The 18,399-nt window shown below is 67.3% G+C and carries 20 protein-coding genes; 10 read left to right on the forward strand and 10 right to left on the reverse strand.

Annotated features, from left to right (window positions below; genetic code table 11):
- The first annotated feature begins 1 nt into the window (after position 1).
- The 8 genes from GTW51_RS02880 (at position 2) to GTW51_RS02915 (ending at position 6,971) form a co-directional block, all read left to right on the forward strand.
- On the forward strand, positions 2-1,156 hold the full coding sequence (locus GTW51_RS02880) for a M24 family metallopeptidase (RefSeq protein WP_163042347.1): 1,155 nt from the start codon (positions 2-4) through the stop codon (positions 1,154-1,156).
- Positions 1,157-1,263: 107 nt separating this feature from the next.
- Positions 1,264-2,094 (forward strand): hypothetical protein, encoded by an 831-nt coding sequence (locus tag GTW51_RS02885; protein ID WP_163042348.1) that lies wholly within the window; start codon positions 1,264-1,266, stop codon positions 2,092-2,094.
- A gap of 162 nt (positions 2,095-2,256) precedes the next feature.
- Positions 2,257-3,189: a ribose-phosphate pyrophosphokinase gene (locus GTW51_RS02890; RefSeq protein ID WP_163042349.1), complete on the forward strand. Its 933-nt coding sequence runs from the start codon at positions 2,257-2,259 to the stop codon at positions 3,187-3,189.
- Between the two features lie 190 nt (positions 3,190-3,379).
- Positions 3,380-4,039 carry a 50S ribosomal protein L25/general stress protein Ctc gene (locus tag GTW51_RS02895; RefSeq protein ID WP_163042350.1) on the forward strand — a complete coding sequence of 220 codons (660 nt, stop codon included), beginning with the start codon at positions 3,380-3,382 and terminating at the stop codon, positions 4,037-4,039.
- A 43-nt stretch (positions 4,040-4,082) separates the two neighbouring features.
- A complete protein-coding gene (pth, locus tag GTW51_RS02900; protein ID WP_163042351.1) occupies positions 4,083-4,820 on the forward strand; it encodes an aminoacyl-tRNA hydrolase in 738 nt (245 codons plus the stop codon).
- A 47-nt stretch (positions 4,821-4,867) separates the two neighbouring features.
- Positions 4,868-5,971, forward strand: a complete 1,104-nt coding sequence (gene ychF, locus GTW51_RS02905; protein ID WP_163042352.1) for a redox-regulated ATPase YchF — start codon at positions 4,868-4,870, stop codon at positions 5,969-5,971.
- An 80-nt stretch (positions 5,972-6,051) separates the two neighbouring features.
- Entirely contained in the window at positions 6,052-6,504 is a 453-nt protein-coding gene (locus tag GTW51_RS02910; protein ID WP_163042353.1) for a MaoC family dehydratase, read from the forward strand.
- Positions 6,501-6,971 (forward strand): MaoC family dehydratase, encoded by a 471-nt coding sequence (locus GTW51_RS02915; protein WP_163042354.1) that lies wholly within the window; start codon positions 6,501-6,503, stop codon positions 6,969-6,971. Before GTW51_RS02910 ends, GTW51_RS02915 begins: the two co-directional genes overlap by 4 nt.
- Before the next feature lie 28 nt (positions 6,972-6,999).
- Here the strand turns inward: GTW51_RS02915 and bluB are convergent, their stop codons facing one another.
- The 9 genes from bluB to GTW51_RS02960 all read right to left on the reverse strand — a co-directional run bounded on the left by bluB (position 7,000) and on the right by GTW51_RS02960 (position 16,235).
- Positions 7,000-7,665 (reverse strand): 5,6-dimethylbenzimidazole synthase, encoded by a 666-nt coding sequence (gene bluB, locus GTW51_RS02920; protein WP_163042355.1) that lies wholly within the window; start codon positions 7,663-7,665, stop codon positions 7,000-7,002.
- Complete coding sequence (locus GTW51_RS02925) at positions 7,665-8,228, reverse strand: adenine phosphoribosyltransferase (protein WP_163042356.1); 564 nt, start codon at positions 8,226-8,228, stop codon at positions 7,665-7,667. The genes bluB and GTW51_RS02925 overlap by 1 nt, the downstream gene beginning before the upstream one ends.
- Before the next feature lies 1 nt (position 8,229).
- Positions 8,230-8,550: a heme-degrading protein HmuQ gene (gene hmuQ, locus GTW51_RS02930; protein ID WP_163042357.1), complete on the reverse strand. Its 321-nt coding sequence runs from the start codon at positions 8,548-8,550 to the stop codon at positions 8,230-8,232.
- A gap of 119 nt (positions 8,551-8,669) precedes the next feature.
- Positions 8,670-9,608, reverse strand: coding sequence for a cytochrome c1 (locus GTW51_RS02935; RefSeq protein ID WP_163042358.1), 939 nt, complete (start codon positions 9,606-9,608; stop codon positions 8,670-8,672).
- Positions 9,609-9,634: 26 nt separating this feature from the next.
- The gene (locus tag GTW51_RS02940) at positions 9,635-10,933 is read right to left on the reverse strand and encodes a cytochrome b N-terminal domain-containing protein (protein WP_163042670.1); all 1,299 of its coding nucleotides are present in this window, start codon (positions 10,931-10,933) and stop codon (positions 9,635-9,637) included.
- A 17-nt stretch (positions 10,934-10,950) separates the two neighbouring features.
- Positions 10,951-11,511, reverse strand: a complete 561-nt coding sequence (gene petA, locus GTW51_RS02945) for a ubiquinol-cytochrome c reductase iron-sulfur subunit (RefSeq protein WP_163042359.1) — start codon at positions 11,509-11,511, stop codon at positions 10,951-10,953.
- A 309-nt stretch (positions 11,512-11,820) separates the two neighbouring features.
- A complete protein-coding gene (locus GTW51_RS02950) occupies positions 11,821-12,333 on the reverse strand; it encodes a hypothetical protein (protein ID WP_163042360.1) in 513 nt (170 codons plus the stop codon).
- Positions 12,334-12,444: 111 nt separating this feature from the next.
- Complete coding sequence (locus GTW51_RS02955; RefSeq protein ID WP_163042361.1) at positions 12,445-14,364, reverse strand: ABC transporter ATP-binding protein; 1,920 nt, start codon at positions 14,362-14,364, stop codon at positions 12,445-12,447.
- Entirely contained in the window at positions 14,361-16,235 is a 1,875-nt protein-coding gene (locus GTW51_RS02960) for an ABC transporter ATP-binding protein (protein ID WP_163042362.1), read from the reverse strand. Before GTW51_RS02960 ends, GTW51_RS02955 begins: the two co-directional genes overlap by 4 nt.
- 227 nt (positions 16,236-16,462) lie before the next feature.
- On the opposite strand from GTW51_RS02960, the gene GTW51_RS02965 reads away from it, so the two are divergent.
- Entirely contained in the window at positions 16,463-16,993 is a 531-nt protein-coding gene (locus GTW51_RS02965) for a tRNA (cytidine(34)-2'-O)-methyltransferase (RefSeq protein WP_163042363.1), read from the forward strand.
- Between the two features lie 136 nt (positions 16,994-17,129).
- A complete protein-coding gene (locus GTW51_RS02970) occupies positions 17,130-18,110 on the forward strand; it encodes a calcium/sodium antiporter (RefSeq protein ID WP_163042364.1) in 981 nt (326 codons plus the stop codon).
- Positions 18,111-18,127: 17 nt separating this feature from the next.
- Here GTW51_RS02970 and GTW51_RS02975 read toward each other — a convergent pair whose 3' ends face one another.
- Entirely contained in the window at positions 18,128-18,388 is a 261-nt protein-coding gene (locus tag GTW51_RS02975) for a hypothetical protein (RefSeq protein ID WP_163042365.1), read from the reverse strand.
- Positions 18,389-18,399: the final 11 nt, after the last annotated feature.

Here is an 18,399-nt window from a genome sequence, read left to right on the forward strand (position 1 = left end):
CATGCTGCACTTCGGACGGGACGAATACGAAGCGAGGCGCGACCGGCTGGTCGTCGAGATGGGCGAGCAGAAGCTCGACGCGATGATCCTGTTCGCGCAGGATTCGATGTACTGGCTGACCGGCTACGACACGTTCGGCTTCTGCTTCTTCCAGTGCCTGGTGGTGAAGGCGGATGGCGACATGCGGCTGCTCAGCCGCTCGGCCGACCTTCGCCAGGCCCGCCACACCTCGATCATCGAGAACATCACCGTCTGGCGCGACCGCGGCAACGCTGAGCCGGTGATCGAACTGCGCGACATGCTGGACGAGATGGGCCTCCTCGGCGCCAAGATCGGCGTCGAGTGGGCGACGCACGGCCTGACGGCGGCGAACGGCCGCTCGGTCGAGGAGCGGCTCGGCTCCTTTGCGTCGCTGAAGGATGCCTCGACGCTGATCCCGCTGCTGCGGGCGGTGAAGAGCCCGGCGGAGATCGAGATCGTCCGCGAGGCCGCCCGGCTCGCCGATGCCGCCTACGAGGCGGCGCTGCCGCTGATCCGGCCCGGCGCCGACGAGGCCGAGGTCCTCGCGACGATGCAGGGGACGGTGCTGGCGGAGGGTGGCGACTATCCGGCCAATCCGTTCATCATCGGCTCCGGCCGCGACGCCCTGCTCTGCCGCTACAAGGCGGGCCGCCGAAAGCTCGATGCGAACGACCAGCTGACGCTGGAATGGGCCGGGGTGAAATCGCAGTATCATGCCGCCCTGATGCGCACCGTGATCATCGGCACGCCGACGGAGCGGCATCGGGAGCTGCATGCCGCCGCCCGCGAGGCGCTGGACGCCGTCGAGGCGGTCATGCAGCCCGGACACAGCTTCGGCGAGGTGTTCGACGCCCACGCGGCGGTGATGGAGGCGCACGAGCTGGCGCGCCACCGCCTCAGCGCCTGCGGCTACTCGCTCGGCGCGCGCTATGCGCCGTCCTGGATGGACATGCCGATGTTCTACTCGGGCAATGCCGAGATGATCGTGCCGGGCATGACGCTGTTCGCGCACATGATCATCATGGACTCCGACACCGAGACGGCGATGACCCTCGGGCGCACCTATCTGACGACGGCCGGCGCGCCCGAGCCGCTGTCGCGGCTGCCGCTGGACCTGGCGGTCATCCGCGGCTGACGACGGAAAACCCCGGGCGCCAAGGGGTATCTTAACGATTCTCTGCCACGAAGGGTCAGGCGTTCGCTTCGACGAGCGCGGATCAGACCCAAGGCAGGGAGCGTGCCGTGGAAGCCCGCACCACCCTTCGCAGGCCGATCATCGCAGCCGGTCTGTGCGCGACGCTGGCGAGCTGCACCGGCGTCGATCCGATGATCGGCATGGCCGACGCGCCCGTGCCGAGCGTCGATGTCGGCTATCCCGGCATGAGCTTTTCGCCGACGGTGGCGCCGGCACCGGCCTACAACGTCGCCACCAACAACGCGTCACTGCAGCCGCCGGCCCCGATCGCCTCGGCGCCGGAGCCCTTCGTCAGCCAGCCGGCACCGTTGCCGCCGCCGTCGATGGGACAACCGCCCGCGATGCCCCCGCAGCAGGCGCCCTTCCAGACCTACGAAGAAGCACCCCCGCAGCAGACATACGAGCCCGCGCCGCCGCAGCAGACATACGAGCCGGCTCCGCCGCCGGCGCAGTCCGTGCAGATGGCAGCCGTTCCGCCGCCCGCCGCGCCGGCGTCGGCCAGCGGGTCGCTGGCGAGTCGCGAAATCCAGTTCCTGCCGCTGACCGGCGCGCCGGAGGACAAGGCGGTGATGCTCGCCCGCTCGCTCTCCGACAGTGCCGCGACGGCGGGCGTCGAGATCCGTCCCGCCGGCGGCCCGGCGACGCCGGTGCGACTCAAGGGCTATTTCTCCGCCTTCAACGACGGCTCGTCGACCACGTTGGTCTATGTCTGGGACGTCCTCGACCCCAACGACCAGCGCATCCACCGCATCCAGGGCCAGGAAAGCGTGCCGGGCACGTCGAGCGATCCCTGGGCCGATATCGGCCAGGCGCAGCTCGATGCCGTCGCCGACCGGACGCTGCGCGACGCCGCCGCGCTGGTGGGGCAAGCCGGCTAAGCCTTTGCCCTGATCACGCCGCCAGGCACAGACTCCGGGTTGATGTTTCGCCCGATGTTGTTATGAGCCCGTCCATCAATCGGCCCTTCGATGGGCATCAGCGGAAGGATGCGCATGCAGCGCCAGGTACCGCGTCGCCGTCCCGCCAGCGGAAACAACGCGATGAAACTGTTCGGCGGCAACTCCAATCGTGTGCTGGCCGATTCCATCGCCCAGTATCTGGAGATCCCGCTGGGCCAGGCCATGGTCCGCCGCTTCGCCGACCAGGAAGTGTTCGTCGAGATCAAGGAGAACGTCCGCGGCGAGGATGTCTTCATCGTCCAGTCGACCTCCTATCCGGCCAACGATCACCTGATGGAACTGCTCATCATGATCGACGCCATGCGGCGGGCCTCGGCCAGACGCATCACGGCGGTGCTGCCGTATTTCGGCTATGCGCGGCAGGACCGGAAGGCCGGCGGCCGCACGCCGATCTCGGCCAAGCTCGTCGCCAACATCATCACCGAGGCCGGCGCCGACCGGGTCATGACGCTCGACCTGCATGCCGGGCAGATCCAGGGCTTCTTCGACATCCCGACGGACAATCTCTTCGCCGTGCCGCTGCTGTCGCGCGACGTGAAGGAGCACCAGGACCTCGACGACCTGATGGTCGTCTCGCCGGATGTCGGCGGCGTGGTGCGCGCCCGTTCGCTCGCCAAGCGGCTCGACGCGCCGCTCGCCATCGTCGACAAGCGCCGCGACCGGCCGGGCGAGTCGGAGGTGATGAACATCATCGGCGACGTCACCGGGCGCAACTGCATCCTCATCGACGACATCATCGATTCCGGCGGCACGCTGTGCAACGCCGCCGATGCGCTGATGCGGGCCGGCGCCAACAGCGCCTCGGCCTACATCACCCACGGAGTCCTTTCGGGCGGCGCCGTCACCCGGATCAGCGCCTCGAGCCTCAAGGAACTGGTGATCACCGATTCGATCCAGCCGACCAAGGCCGTGCTGGAGGCGCCGAACATCCGGGTGATCACCACCGCCAATCTCCTCGGCGAGGCGATCCAGCGCACCGCATCGGAAGAATCGGTCTCCAGCCTGTTCGACTGAGAAAACCCGGCATGCCGCCACGCCCGACACCGGCGCCGGCTTGCCCGTTTTCCGCAGCTGGGCTATAGGCACAACGTCCGCGCGGACACCCTTGGAGGCAGCGCGGAGTTAAGCGGTCCCTGACGGGTCCGCTTTTCGTCGTTTCGGGCACGGCGCCCACTCGACCCCTCACGAACAAAAGGAACAAGCCATGAGCAAGACCTTCACGGTCAAGGCCGAGGCGCGCGAGAAGGTCGGCAAGGGGGCCGCCAGACATCTTCGCCGCACCGGAATGATTCCCGCAGTGATCTATGGTGACAAGCAGGACCCGCTGCCGATCGCCATCCCCTACAAGGAAACCTTCCTGGCGTTGCACGCCGGTGGTTTCATGACGCATGTCGGCACGATCGAGGTCGGCGGCCAGTCGATCCAGGTCCTGCCGAAGGACTACCAGCTGGAGCCGGTCCGCGACTTTCTGATGCATGTCGACTTCCTGCGCGTCTCCGAGAAGAGCCGCGTGACGGTCGAGGTGCCGGTGCATTTCGAGAACGAGGAAGCATCGCCAGGCCTCAAGCGCGGTGGCGTCCTCAACGTGGTGCGCCACGAGGTCGAGATCGAAAGCCCGGCGACGGCCATCCCGGAAGCGTTCACCATCGACCTGACCGGGCTCGAGATCGGCGATTCGATCCATGCCTCGGCCCTGACGCTGCCGAAGAACGTCACGCTGACCATCACCGACCGCGATTTCACCATCGCGACGATCGCGGCGCCGGCGGCGCTCCGTTCGGAGGAAGATGAGGCCGAAGAGGCCGCGGCAGCAGCCGAGTCGGCGGAAGCCGAGTCCGAGGCTGAAGCCGACAAGGAAGACTGATCGTTCGACGCCGATCGTCGACGACACACAGGGGAGCCGGGCCATGTTGCTGATCGCAGGATTGGGCAATCCCGGCTCCCGCTATGCCGGCAACCGACACAATATCGGCTTCATGGCGGTCGACGAGATCGCCCGCGACCCGGCCTTCGGCCCCTGGTCGAAGAAATTCTCCGCCGAGATCGCCGAAGGCCAGATCGCCGGCGAGAAGGTGGTGCTGCTCAAGCCGCAGACCTTCATGAACGAATCCGGCCGCTCGGTCGGTGATGCCGTGCGCTTCTACAAGCTGGCGCCGTCGCAGGTCGTCGTCATCCACGACGAGCTGGACTTGCCGCCCGGCAAGCTGCGGGTGAAGACCGGTGGCGGCAATGGCGGCCATAACGGGCTTCGGTCGATCGACGCGCATCTCGGCTCAAAGGACTATCGGCGGGTCCGCCTCGGCATCGGCCATCCGGGCAGCAAGGAAGCGGTCACCCCGCACGTCCTCGGCGATTTCGCCAAGGTCGACCGGGAATGGCTGGCGCCGTTCCTGGAGGCCGTCGCCCGCCATGCCGACAGCCTGGCGAAGGGCGAGGACGCGGTGTTCATGAACAAGGTCGCCATGGCGACCGGTGCGACCGAACCATCGGGCGCCAAGGGCTCGGCCAGCGCCAATCCATCACCGGCTCAGCCGAAGGGCCAGAGCCACGTCCGCCAGGCTCGGGGCGCGGGACCCCAGGTCAAGATCCCGGAGCGCGGCCCGATGGCCGAGATGCTGAAGCGAATATTCGGCGGCAAGGACTGAGCGGCGACAAGCCCTCCCCTCCGCCAGCAAGAGACAAGGATTGACCCATGGGTTTCAGATGCGGGATCGTCGGGCTGCCGAACGTCGGCAAGTCGACGCTGTTCAATGCCCTCACCAAGACGGCGGCCGCCGCGGCCGCGAACTATCCGTTCTGCACGATCGAGCCGAACACCGGCGACGTGCCGGTACCGGACGCGCGGCTGAAGGACATTGCCGGCATCGCGAAGTCCGCGAACACCATCGCCACCCGCATCACCTTCGTCGACATTGCCGGCCTCGTGCGCGGCGCCTCCAAGGGTGAAGGGCTCGGCAACCAGTTCCTCGCCAATATCCGCGAGGTCGACGCGATCGTGCACGTGCTGCGCTGCTTCGAGGACGACGACATCACCCATGTCGAAGGCCGCATCGACCCGGTGGCGGACGCCGAGACGGTCGAGACCGAGCTGATGCTGTCGGACCTCGAAAGCATCGAGCGGCGCATCGTCGCGACGCGCAAGAAGGCCGCCGGCAAGGACAAGGAAGCCCAGCAGGCGCTCCCCGTCATGGAAGCCGCGCTCGCCAAGCTGCAGGCCGGCGAGCCGGTGCGGGTGCTGCTGGCGGGCATGGACGCGGACGACCGGCGCGAGCTGAAGGCGCTCAACCTCCTGACCTCCAAGCCTGTCCTCTATGTCTGCAACGTCGCGGAAGAGGACGCCGCCAACGGCAACGCCCATTCCGCCGCCGTCGCCGCCATGGCCGAGCGCCAGGGCGCCAAGAGCGTCGTCATCTCCGCCGCCATCGAGGCCGAGATCGCGCAGCTGCCCGAAGCCGAGGTCGGCGACTACCTGGAATCGATGGGCCTCACCGAGCCCGGCCTCGACCGGGTGATCCGCGCCGGCTACGAGCTGCTCGACCTGATCACCTATTTCACCGCCGGACCGAAGGAGACGCGGGCCTGGACCGTGCGCCGCGGCGCCAAGGCGCCGCAGGCCGCGGGCGTCATCCACACGGATTTCGAGAAGGGCTTCATCCGCGCCCAGACCGTCGCCTTCGACGACTTCATCGGCCTCGGCGGCGAGGTCGCGGCCAAAGAAGCCGGCAAGGCCCGCGACGAAGGCAAGGAATATGTCGTCCAGGACGGCGACGTGCTGATGTTCAAGTTCAACAACTGATCGGAGATGGGCGCGTCGAGCCCGCGGGCTCGACGTTGTTGCCCTCCGGGATGCGGTCGACACCATCGCGAGGTCGTTCGATGCGGACCTATGAAGACTTCACCGAGGGGCTGGAACTGCCGCTCGGGCCCTATGCGGTGACGCTGGAGGAAGTGCTCGAGTTCGCCCGCGAATTCGATCCGCAGCCGTTCCATCTCGACGAGGAAGCCGCGCGCGACTCGCTGCTCGGCGGCCTGTCGGCATCGGGCTGGCACAGCTGCGCGATGATGATGCGGATGATGGCGGACGGCTACGTCCTCGATTCCAGCTCCCAGGGCTCGCCCGGCGTCGACTATGTGAAATGGCTGCGGCCGGTCCGGCCCGGCGACGTGCTGACCGGCACGGCGAGGGTCGAGTCGCGTCGTCTGTCGGCCAAGCGGCCGGCGCTGGGTCTTGCGAAGATCGTCACCGTGCTGCGCAACCAGCGCGACGAGGCGGTGCTGGAGAGCGAGTACACGCTGCTGCTGCTCACCCGCGCGGGCGTGGCCGCATGAGCTACTGGGACACGATCGTCATCGGCGAGAGGGTCGAGATCGGCTCGCACCGCTTCGAGGCGGCCGACATCAAGCGCTTCGCCGCGAAGTACGACCCGCAGCCCTTCCACCTCGACGAGGACGCCGCGCGCCATTCGGTGCTCGGTGGGCTCTGCGCCTCCGGCTGGCACACGACGGCCGTCTGGATGCGGCTGAATGTCGACAGCCAGACGGCGCGGATCAGGGCTTTCGTCGCGGCCGGCAACCCTGTCCCCAAGGCCGGCCCCTCCCCCGGCCTCAAGAACCTGCGTTGGCTGAAGCCGGTCTATGCCGGCGACACGGTGACCTTCTCCCAGCACGTCACGGCCAAGCGCAAGTCGGCGAGCCGTCCGGGCTGGGGCGTGATCGAGTTCAGTTGCGAGGGCGTCAATCAATCCGGGGAGACGGTGTTCTCCTTCGACGCCGCGGCGTTCTACGGCACCGACTGACGGGTCCGCAGCCGGCGGCAACCGCGTGTCAGCGCTGGATCAGACGCAGACGGCCGTCGCTGCGTGCCTGCCAGCCCTCGCGCTCCAGCTCCGGCACGTCGTCTAACGCGCGGGGATAGCCGACGCAGAGATAGGCCACCAGCTGCCAGTCGGGCGGTACGTCCAGTGCCGCGGTCACGACGTCCGGCTCGATGATCGAGACCCAGCCGACCCCCAGGCCGCGGCAGCGGGCGGCGAGCCAGAAATTATGGATTGCGGTGACCACCGAATAGCGCAGCATCTCGCGCATGGTTCTTATGCCGAGCCCATGGCCCTGGCTCGTGCCCTCGTCGCAGAAGACGGCGAGGTGCACCGGTGCCGCGTCCAGCCCTTCCAGCTTCAATCGCGCGTAGAGCGGTGCCCTGTCGTCGGGCTGGCCGGCCAGTGCCTCGGCATTACAGCGCAGGAAGCTGGCCCGGACGGCCGCGCGGCGCTGCGGATCGGCGACGGTGACGAAGCGCCAGGGCTGGCTGTTGCCGACCGACGGGGCGAGATCGACGGCCTCCAGCGCCAGCGCCAGTTCGGATTGGGGCACAGGAAGCCGGTCGAAGCCGCGGACGTCGCGGCGCCAGCGCAGCAGCGTCAGGAAATCTGCGTAGAAGCCGTCGTCGAAGTGCGGCGTGCCGTCACCGGCGGCGCCCCGGTCCGCCGGCATCAGTGGCCCTCGAAGGCCACCAGCGTCCGCACCTCGACCCCCATCGCTTCCAGCTTCCGGCGGCCGCCGAGATCCGGCAGGTCGATGACGAAGCAGGCGGCGACGATCTCCGCGCCCAGCTCGCGCAGCAGGCGGACGGCACCCTCGGCGGTGCCGCCGGTGGCGATGAGGTCGTCGGTCAGAAGCACGCGCTGGCCCGGCCGCACGGCGTCGCGGTGCATCTCCATCTCGTCGACGCCGTATTCGAGGCTATAGGCGATGCGCACCGTGTCGTGCGGCAGCTTTCCTTTCTTGCGGATCGGGACGAAGCCGGCGGACAGCTGGTGCGCCAGCGCCCCGCCGAGGATGAAGCCGCGCGCCTCGATGCCGGCGACGAGATCAACGCGGTCGTCGCGGTGGCCGGCGACCAGCGCATCGACGGCCGCGCTGAAGCTCGCCGGGTCGGCGAGCAGTGTGGTGATGTCGCGAAAAAGGATTCCGGGCTTGGGATAATCCGGGATCGTCCGGATCGCGGCGCCGAAATCCGTCGGGTCGCGAAGGGCCGGCGCCGCGTCGATCGTCATGTCAGGCGTCCTTGCCGATGGTCTGGATGACCTCGAAGCCCTCGAACTGCGGATGGCCGTCATAGAGTGGCTTGGTGCTGCCGGCGCCGCCATGGGCAGCGCGGAACGCCTCCGACTTCGTCCAGGCCTCGAACGAGGGGTAGTCCTGCCAGATCGTGTGCGAGGAATAGAGCCGGTGCCCTTCCCGCTCCGGTCCCTTAAGCAGGTGGAACTCGACGAAGCCCGGCACCTCCGGCAGCTTCGATTCGCGGCTCATCCACAGCGTCTCGAAATCGGCTTCCGAGCCGGGTAGAACCATGAAGCGGTTCATCGCGATGTACATCGTCAATCTCCTAGTCGCCTGATCACCGGCTTGCGGCGGCCGCAACCTCGCACGACCAGCCAGCAAAGAAAAAGGGAGCCGCAGCTCCCTTTTCGTCATTTCGTATGAAACGGCGCCTGTCAGTGCGGCGTGTTCGCCCAAACCCGACGCTTCACCAGGAACATCATCACCGCGAAGATGACCAGGAAGATCATCACCACGAAGCCGGTCGCCTTGCGCTCGACGAGGTGCGGCTCGGCCGCCCACATCATGAACGCCGCGACGTCGCGCGAATACTGGTCCACCGTCTGCGGTGCGCCGTCAGTGTACTCGACCTGGTCGTCGGAGATCGGCGGCGGCATCGCCAGCGCCGGACCGGCGATGAAGTACGGGTTGTAGTAGGTGCCCGGCTGGATCTCGAGCTCGGCGGGTGCCTCCTCGTCGTAGCCCGTGATGAGAGCGTGGATATAGTCGGGTCCCGCCTCCTGGTACTGCGTGAAGATGTCGAAGACGAAGGTCGGGAAGCCGCGCTCGACGGCCCGGGCCTTGGCGAGCAGCGAGAAATCCGCCGGAACGGCGCCGTTATTGGCGGCGGCCGCAGCTTCAGGGTTCGGGAACGGGGCCGGGAACCGATCCGACGGCGTGCCCGGACGCTCGAACATCTCGCCCGTGTCGTCCGGCCCGTCCTGCACCTGGTACTGGGCGGCAAAGGCCTGAACCTGCTCCTCGCTGTACCCGAGATCGGTCAGCGAGCGCATCGAGACGAGGTTCATCGAGTGACAGACGGCGCAGGCCTCGGTGTAGACCTTCAGGCCGCGCTGCAGCTGGCCGAGATCCCAGCGGCCGAACGGGCCGGCAAAGGTCCAGCTCAGCTCCTCGGGACGCTTCAGCGGGTAGTGAGGCGTCTCGGCGTGGCCTTCCTCGGCGACTTCGGCAGCCGGGTCCTCACCCGTTGCCGCAGCCTCGATCTCGGCCGCGTCGTTCTCGACCGGGCCCTGGCCGCCATCCTGGGCGGTCGCCACCGCCACCGGGCCGAAGAGCAGGCCGGCGGCAAGAAGGGCTGACAGGAGTCTTTTCATGGATATGTCTCTCTCGAACCGTCAGGTCAGCCGTGGGTTTCCGGGGAAGCCGCCGCGCCGGCGGGATGCCCGCGCGCCGCGCTCTTGGCGAGCACCGCCTCGGTGATCGAGTTCGGCAGCTTCTTCGGCTTCTCCACCAGCCCGAGCACCGGCATGACGATCAGGAAGTGAGCGAAGTAGTAGATCGTCCCGAACAGGGCGAGGATCGGGTAGATGCCTTCCGCCGGCTTGGCGCCGAGCCAGCCGAGGAAGACGGCGTTCGCCGCGAAGATCCAGAAGAAGATCTTGTACATCGGCCGGAAGACCGACGAGCGGACCCGCGACGTGTCCAGCCAGGGGACGAAGAACAGGACGATGATCGAGCCGAACATCACCAGGACACCGCCGAGCTTGGAGTCGATCGGTCCGATGTCGAAGGTGATGGCCCGCAGCATGGCGTAGAAGGGCAGGAAGTACCATTCCGGCACGATGTGCGACGGGGTCTTCAGCGAATTCGCGGGGATGTAGTTGTCCGCATGGCCCATGTAGTTGGGCATGTAGAAGACGAAATACGCGAACACCACCAGGAAGACGATCATGGCGAAGCCGTCCTTGATCGTCGCATGCGGCGTGAACGGCACGGTGTCCTTCGACGACTTCACCTCGACGCCGGTCGGGTTGGTCTGCCCGCAGACGTGCAGCGCCCAGACATGCAGGATCACCACGCCGGCAATCATGAACGGCAGCAGGTAATGCAGCGAGAAGAAGCGGTTCAGGGTGGCGTTGTCGACCGCGAAGCCGCCGAGCAGCAGCTGCTGGATCGGCTCGCCGATCAGCGGGAAGGCGGTGAAGAAGCCGGTGATGACCGTCGCGCCCCAGAAGGACATCTGGCCCCAGGGCAGCACGTAGCCCATGAAGGCGGTCGCCATCATCAGGAGGAAGATGATCACGCCGAGGATCCACAGGACCTCGCGCGGCGCCTTGTACGAGCCGTAATAGAGGCCGCGGAAGATGTGCAGGTAGACGGCAATGAAGAAGAACGAGGCGCCGTTGGCGTGCATGTAGCGCAGCAGCCAGCCCCAGTTCACGTCGCGCATGATCTTCTCGACCGACTCGAAGGCCAGCGCCGAGGAGGCCGCGTAATGCATCGCCAGCACGACGCCGGTGAGGATCTGCAGGACCAGGAAGATCGCGAGGATGCCGCCGAACGTGTAGGCGTAGTTCAGGTTGCGCGGCACCGGATAAGCGACGAACGAATCGTACATGAGACGCGGCAGCGGCAGCCGCGCGTCCATCCACTGCATGATCCCGTTGGACGGTACGTAGGAAGAATGACCACTCATGATGTGTACCCTCTGACCGATCAGCCGATGCGGACGGTGGTGTCGGACGTGAACGTGAAAGGCGGGATGTCCATGTTGGTCGGAGCAGGCCCCTGCCGGATGCGCCCGGCCGTGTCGTAGTGCGAGCCGTGGCACGGGCAGAACCAGCCATCATAGTCGCCGGACTGGCCGAGCGGGATGCAGCCGAGATGGGTGCAGACGCCGACCATCACGAGCCACTGCTCGCGGCCCTCGGCAGCACGGTTCTCGTCGGTCGCCGGCGCGTCGCCCGCGAGATTGGCGTTGCGCGCGATCGGATCCTTGAGATCGCCGAGGTCGACGGTGCGGGCTTCCTCGACTTCCTGGGCGGTGCGCTGCCGGATGAACACCGGCTTGCCACGCCACTTGGCGGTGATCGACTGGCCTTCGGCGACCTGGCTGACATCGACGTCGATTTCGGCCAGCGCGAGGGTCGCGGCGTCCGGGTTCATCTGGTCGATGAACGGCCAGAGAAACGCCGCGGTACCAACCGCGGCGACGGCACCGGTCGCAATGTAGAGAAAGTCCCGACGGGTCGGTTCGGCGGTGTCGTTGACGCTCACGGCGGCTGCCACTCCTTGACTGGTCTCGCGCGGATCGACCGCTTCTTGCCGATTCCGGCCGATGCGGCAAGGGGCGACGCGGCACGACGGCCGCAACGCCCCGAAGGCGATGACGATTTTCGCCGGTTCTATGCGGGATGCCAGGCCATTGTCCAGACTAGAAGGGCTTTAAGGTCGTTCTGTCGCGCGGCGGCAGATAGCCGGGATAGCCATCGCCGCGGGACACGACTTCGATAGGCCGTTCGGCAGACGTCTGGGACGTCGAGAGCGAACCGACGTCCGCTGGATGGGATCCCGGTCGCGCCCCCGTCAACGCACCTTGCGGCTGCGCTCCAGCACCGGACGGCCACCTTCGGCATCGAAATTGCCGGAGGGGGCGATGCCGTCGTTGGTGATCGGCTGCATGCCCTCGTCGGCGGTTCGCGACGTCGGCCGCTCGGGCCGGCTCGCCTTCGCCGCGTTGGCCTGCTTCAGGGCGCGTCGAGCGTTGCGGACCAGTTCGCTCTTGGCTTCGGCGCCGTTGCGGCGAGTCCTCTCCTTGTTGACGCGCTTCAGCGCGGCCGACAGGACGCTGCCTTTCTCCTGGCTGCCCGTGTTGTCGCTGGCCGCGCGAGTACCCGCAGGGGCGGCCTTGCCGCGCATCTCGCGGCGCTGCTGCCGGGCAATCCCCTGGGCGCGGTCACGGCGATCGCGCAGCCGCTTGATCAACGCGGTGAGATCGGTGTCGCTGAGCTCCGCCAGCACCGGATGATGCGTCTGGGCAACGGTCTCGCGCTCGTCGGCACTCAGCAGGCGGTCTTCTTCGCGTCGGGTACGGGCCATGGATTCTCGCTTTATCGTTCTGTGAAATGAATGATCGTGCGAAAGCGTAACCGCCTAGGCGCCCCAGGGTTGCAGTTTGGCCGACGAACGCGCTTCCGCGTTCTGCCAGGCCTACTCCGCCGCGGCGGCCCCCTGCTCCGCATCGCTATCCGTATCGGCATAGAGGAGCCCGCCCGACTGGCGCGCCCAGAGGCTGGCGTAGAGGCCGCCCGCGGCGGCGAGCTCGGCATGGGTGCCTTCCTCGACGACCCGGCCCTTGTCGAGGACGATCAGCCGGTCCATCGCCGCGATGGTGGACAGTCGGTGGGCGATGGCGATGACCGTCTTGCCCTGCATCATCTTCGTCAGATTGTCCTGGATCGCCGCCTCCACCTCGGAGTCGAGGGCGGCCGTCGCCTCGTCGAGGACGAGGATCGGCGCGTCCTTCAGCAGCACCCGCGCGATGGCGATGCGCTGGCGCTGGCCACCCGAGAGCTTGATGCCGCGTTCGCCGACATGGGCGTCATAGCCCTCGCGGCCTTTCGGATCGCGCAGCGTCGGGATGAATTCCTCGGCGCTGGCGCGCTCCGCCGCCGAGAGGATGTCGCCGTCTTCCGATCCCGGACGCCCATAGGCGATGTTGTCGCGGATCGAGCGGTGCAGCAGCGAGGTATCCTGCGTGACGACGCCGATCGCCGACCGCAGCGAGGCCTGGGTGACCTTCGCGATGTCCTGCCCGTCGATGAGGATCCGCCCGCCCTCGAGGTCGTAGAGCCGCAGCAGCAGGTTGACGAGGGTCGTCTTGCCGGCGCCGGAACGCCCGACCAGACCGACCTTTTCGCCGGGGCGGATCGTCAGCGAGAGATTCTGGATGATGCCGGCGCCCTTGCCATAGTGGAAGGTCACGTCCTCGTAGCGGATCTCGCCGCGCCCGCCGACCAGCTTCTGCGCTTCGGCGTCATCGACCAGGGTCGGCACCCGCGTCACCGTCGCGACCGCATCCTGGATGGTGCCGTAGTTGCGCACCAGGCCGTTGATGTTGAACATCATCCAGCCGGACATCTGGTTGAGCCGCAGGACCAGTCCCAGCGCCGTCGCGACACCGCCGGTCGTCACGCTGCCGGACTGCCATCCGGTGAGCGCGACGGCCCCCACCCCGGTCATCATGAAGCCGTTGAGCACGGCGACGGCGGTGCGGACCTCGGTCAGCGCGCGGGTCATCCGCCGCGTCGTGTCGACGAGGTTCTGGAAGCCTTCCTTGACGAAGCTGTCCTCGCGGCGATCGGAATCGAAGAGCTTCACGGACAGGATGTTGGTGAAGGCATCGACCACCCGTCCGGAGACGACCGAACGGGCCTCCGCGGCGGCCCGGCCGTTCTCGCGGATGCGCGGCAGGAGATTGCGGACGATCCAGACATAGCCGAGCGCCCAGACCGCGAGCACCACCGCCATGCGCCAGTCGATGGCGCCGAGGATCGTCACTGTCAGGACGATGAAGGTCACGAACGACCAGAAGGTCTGCAGCACCGTGGTGATGAAGTCGCCGGTCGCCTGCCCGACCTGCTGCACCTTCTGCGCCAGCCGGCCGGCGAAGTCGTTCTGGAAGAAGGTGTAGGTCTGCTCCATCAGCCGCCGGTAGCTCTGCCAGCGGATGCGGTTGTAGAAGCTCGGCGAGACCACCTGCTCCTCCAGCACCGAGGCGAGGAACAGGATCAGCGAGCGGCCGACCAGCGTGATGAAGGCCAGGCCCGCGACCAGCCAGAAATGGTCGGTGAACAATGTCTCCGGCGAGGACTGACCCAGCGCGTCGACCAGCCAGCCGACGCCGGTGAACATGACCACCTCGATCCCGCCGGTCAGGCCGCCGGTGATCAGCAGCCCGAGCAGCGGCCACTTCGCCTGCCGGGCGAAGTGCCAGATGAAGCGATTGGTTTCGTCCGGCAGCGGCTCGAGATGGCCGGTGCGGTTGAGCCGCGCGTCCTCGCGGCTCTCGCCCTCGTCCTCGAACGGGTCCAGCCAGTTCTCGAAGCGCTGGAGGAAACGATCCATCATTCGGCGGCCCTCAGCGCCGCCGCGTCGGGATCGTCGACCGGTTCCACCGGCAGGAAGCCGCCGGCCTGCCGCGCCCAGAGCTGAGCGTACAACCCACCGGCCTGCACCAGCTCGGCGTGGCTGCCCTCCTCGACGATGCGGCCCTTGTCGAGGACGATCAGCCGGTCGAGCGCCGCGATCGTCGACAGGCGGTGGGCGACGGCGATGACGGTCTTGCCCTCCATCAGCCGGTAGAGATTGGCGGCGATGGCCGCTTCGACCTCGGAGTCCAGCGCCGACGTCGCCTCGTCGAGCAGCAGGATCGGCGCGTCCTTCAGCATGACGCGGGCAATGGCGACGCGCTGGCGCTGGCCACCCGACAGCTTGACGCCGCGCTCGCCGACCTCGGCGTCCAAGCCCTGCTGGCCGTTCTTGTCGCGCAGCTCGTCGACGAAATCGGCGGCCTCGGCCCGCTCGACCGCGCGGCGCAGGTCGTCCTCGCTGGCACCCGGACGACCGTAGAGGATGTTGTCCCGGATCGAGCGATGCAGCAGCGAGGTGTCCTGCGTCACCATGCCGATGTTCTCGCGCAGGGTCTCCTGCTGGACCCCTCCGATATCCTGCCCGTCGATGAGGATGCGGCCGGATTCCACGTCGTGGAAGCGCAGCAGCAGGTTGAGGATCGTCGACTTGCCGGCGCCGGACCGGCCCACCAGCCCGATCTTCTCGCCCGGACGGATGACGAGGTTGAAGTCGCGCAGGACGCCGCCGCCCTTGCCGTAGTGGAACGAGACGTTCTCGAAGGCGATCTCGCCGCGCGGCACCGCCAGCGGCTTTGCGTCCGGCCGGTCGGTGATCGTGTGCGGGTTGGCGAAGGTCGCCATGCCGTCGCGGATCGTGCCGATATTCTCGAACAGCCCCGCGACCTCCCACATGATCCATTGCGACATGCCGTTGATCCGCAGCACCAAACCGATCGCCGCCGCGATCGCCCCGACGCTGACCAGCTCGTCCAGCCAGAGCGACACCGACAGGGCGCCGACGGCGAACAGCAGCAGCGAATTCAGCAAGTAGAGCGAGACGTAGAACAGGTTCACCAGCCGCATCTGGCCGTAGACCGTGCCGAGGAAGCCGCGCATCGACCCGCGCGCGAAATCGGCCTCGCGCCGCGTGTGGGCGAACAGCTTGACGGTGGCGATGTTGGCATAGGCGTCGACGACGCGGCCGGTCATCTCGGCCCGCGCGTCGGCCTGCTTCTCCGAAATGCGGTCGAGGCGCGGGATGAAGACCCGCAGGATCACCCCGTAGAGCACGATCCAGCCGACGAAGGGCACCGCCAGCTTCCAGTCGGCCGCCGCCACCAGCACGATGATGCCGGTGAAGTAGACAGCGACATAGAGGAAGACGTCGATCGACTTCATCAGCGTCTCGCGGATGGCGAGCGCCGTCTGCATCAGCTTGGTGGAGATCCGTCCGGCGAACTCCTCCTGGTAGAAGCCCATCGAATGGCCGAGCAGCCAGCGATGCACCATCCAGCGAAACCGCATCGGGAAATTCGCCGACAGCGCCTGGAAGGTGACGAGACCCTCGACGAAGATCAAAGCCGGCAGCGCCACGAGGATGACGAACGCCATGCCGGCGAGCATCCAGCCGCGCTCGGCGAGGAACGTCTCGCGCGACACGCCGGAGAACCAGTCGACGATTTGGCCGAGGAAGGCGAAGAGCGACACCTCGATAATCGACACCAAAGCGGTGAGGACGCCCATCGCCAGGAAGAGCGGCCAGACCGGACGAGCATAGAACCAGATGAACTGCACGATGCCGCCACTGGGCGGCGTCGCGACCGCGCGTTCAGGAAACGGCTCGACCATCCTTTCGAAGAAGGAGAACATGGACGTACTTCCAATCGATGTTCCGCAAGGTACCGGTTGGCGCCGGATCGCTAGGCGGATGAGTGACGGCGTCGCTGGCGCCGCTGCGCCTTTCGGGCAGGCGCGATGGTCGGGTCAATTCCGATGCTGTTGCCGCGTGGCGGGCGCGGCTCCCAGGATATAGGCAGGGTTTGCAAAGATTCACGCCCTGCCCTTTTCGCCGCCTAAGCCATCTGGACGAACCTCCTATGACGATCGATTTCGAAAACAGTGTGGCCGGGATCCCGGACCAGCCGGAGGGGGACGCGTCGCCACGGCCATCCATCGCGCTGTTCCAGCCCGACATTGCCGGCAATACCGGAACGATCCTGCGGCTGGGCGCCTGTCTCGGCCTGCCCGTCGAGGTCATCGGCCCTGCCGGCTTCGATCTCTCCGACCGGGCCCTGCGGCGGGCCGGCATGGACTATATCGAGATGTCGCAACTGGTCCGCCACGTCGACATCGAGGCCTTCGAGACAGCGCGGCAGAACGGCGGGCGACGGCTGGTGCTGCTGACGACGAAGGCCGAGACGAACTACACCGACTTCGCCTTCACGGCGCACGACACGCTGCTGTTCGGCCGCGAGAGCGCCGGCGTGCCGGACAGCGTCCACGACGCGGCCGATGCCCGCCTGACCATCCCGATGCAGCCGGGGACGCGGTCCCTCAACCTCGCCGTCTCGGTGGCGATGGTGGCCGGCGAGGCGCTGCGGCAGTTGCGGTGGTCGGCCGGCCGCTGACAAGCAACGGCCGTTGCAGCGGTTGGCAAGCGCGGCCGCCTTCCCATCTTGGGGACTGCCGCCATTGCCGCCTCCTTCATACGGCGTGGCGAACCTTCGATTCACCTGAATTTCGCCTGACGGAAATGGAGCTTGAATGCCGATGATGTGGGATTGGGTCTATCTGGCCGTTGGCGCCGTCCTGTTGTTCGGCGGCGGCGAATTCCTCGTCCGCGGCAGCGTCTCGATCGCCGACCGCTACGGCATATCCAAGCTCGTGGTCGGCCTCGTCATCGTCGGATTCGGCACCTCCGCGCCGGAACTGCTCGTCTCCATTCAGGCGGCGCTGGACGGATCCCCGGACATCTCCGTGGGCAACGTCGCCGGATCGAACATCGCCAACGTGCTGCTGATCGTCGGCGTCGCCGCGCTCATCGTCCCCGTCTCCAACAACGACCCGGCGATCCGCCGCGACCTCGTCGTGATGGTCCTGGCGTCGATCGTGGTGACGGCGATCTTCTTCACCGGCGAGATCGGGCGACTGACGGGCATCGCCTTGGTTGCCGCCCTCGCCCTCTATCTCGGGGTCACATACGCGCTGGAGGCGCGCCGGGTGAAGGCTGCCAACGGCGACGACGGCGGCGCGATCGCGAAAAGCGAATTCGATGAAGAGCAGGCGCAGAAGCCGCTATCGCTGCTGGTAGCGATCGGTGCCGCGCTGCTCGGCCTCGCGCTGCTCGTCGTCGGCGCGCGCCTGATGGTCGACGGCGCGGTCGGCATCGCCCGCGGCTTCGGCATTTCCGAGGCGGTCATCGGGGTGACCGTGGTCGCCCTCGGGACCTCGCTGCCGGAACTCGCCACCGCCATCATCGCCGCTTGGCGCAAGCACGCCGAAGTGGTCCTCGCCAACGTCGTCGGCTCGAACATCTTCAACCTGCTCTCCATTCTCGGCATTACCGCCATCATCGCCCCGATCGGCGTCTCGCAGCGCTTCGCCTATTTCGACGGCCCGCTGATGACCGCAATCGCGGCCGCAATGCTGATCTATCTCTTCGCGTTCCGCTCGATCGGGCGGTGGACCGGGGCGCTGCTGCTGGCGCTCTATGCGGGCTATATCGGGATGCAGGCCGTCGCCTGAGCCTAACGGCTCGCGGCTCAGTCGGCGCTGGGCAGGCGGCGCATGGTGAACTCCACCTCGTCGCCCGGCAGCAGCCGCCAGCTTTCGACCGAGGTCCAGTAGGCAGCCTTCGGGTAGCGCTCGAACCATTCGCGCGCCTTGGTCCGGGCAGCGTCGCGCGGCAGCGTGAAGGTCTCGCGCACGAAGCTGTCGCCGCTGCCACCACCGGCGCGGTCGATGCGGCTGCGATGCAGCTGCCGCCTGAGGCCGTCGAGCGGCGGGCGAGAGAGCCGTGACATCCTGCGCAGCC

It is taken from the genome of Aurantimonas aggregata (assembly GCF_010500835.1).
Lineage (GTDB): Bacteria > Pseudomonadota > Alphaproteobacteria > Rhizobiales > Rhizobiaceae > Aurantimonas > Aurantimonas aggregata.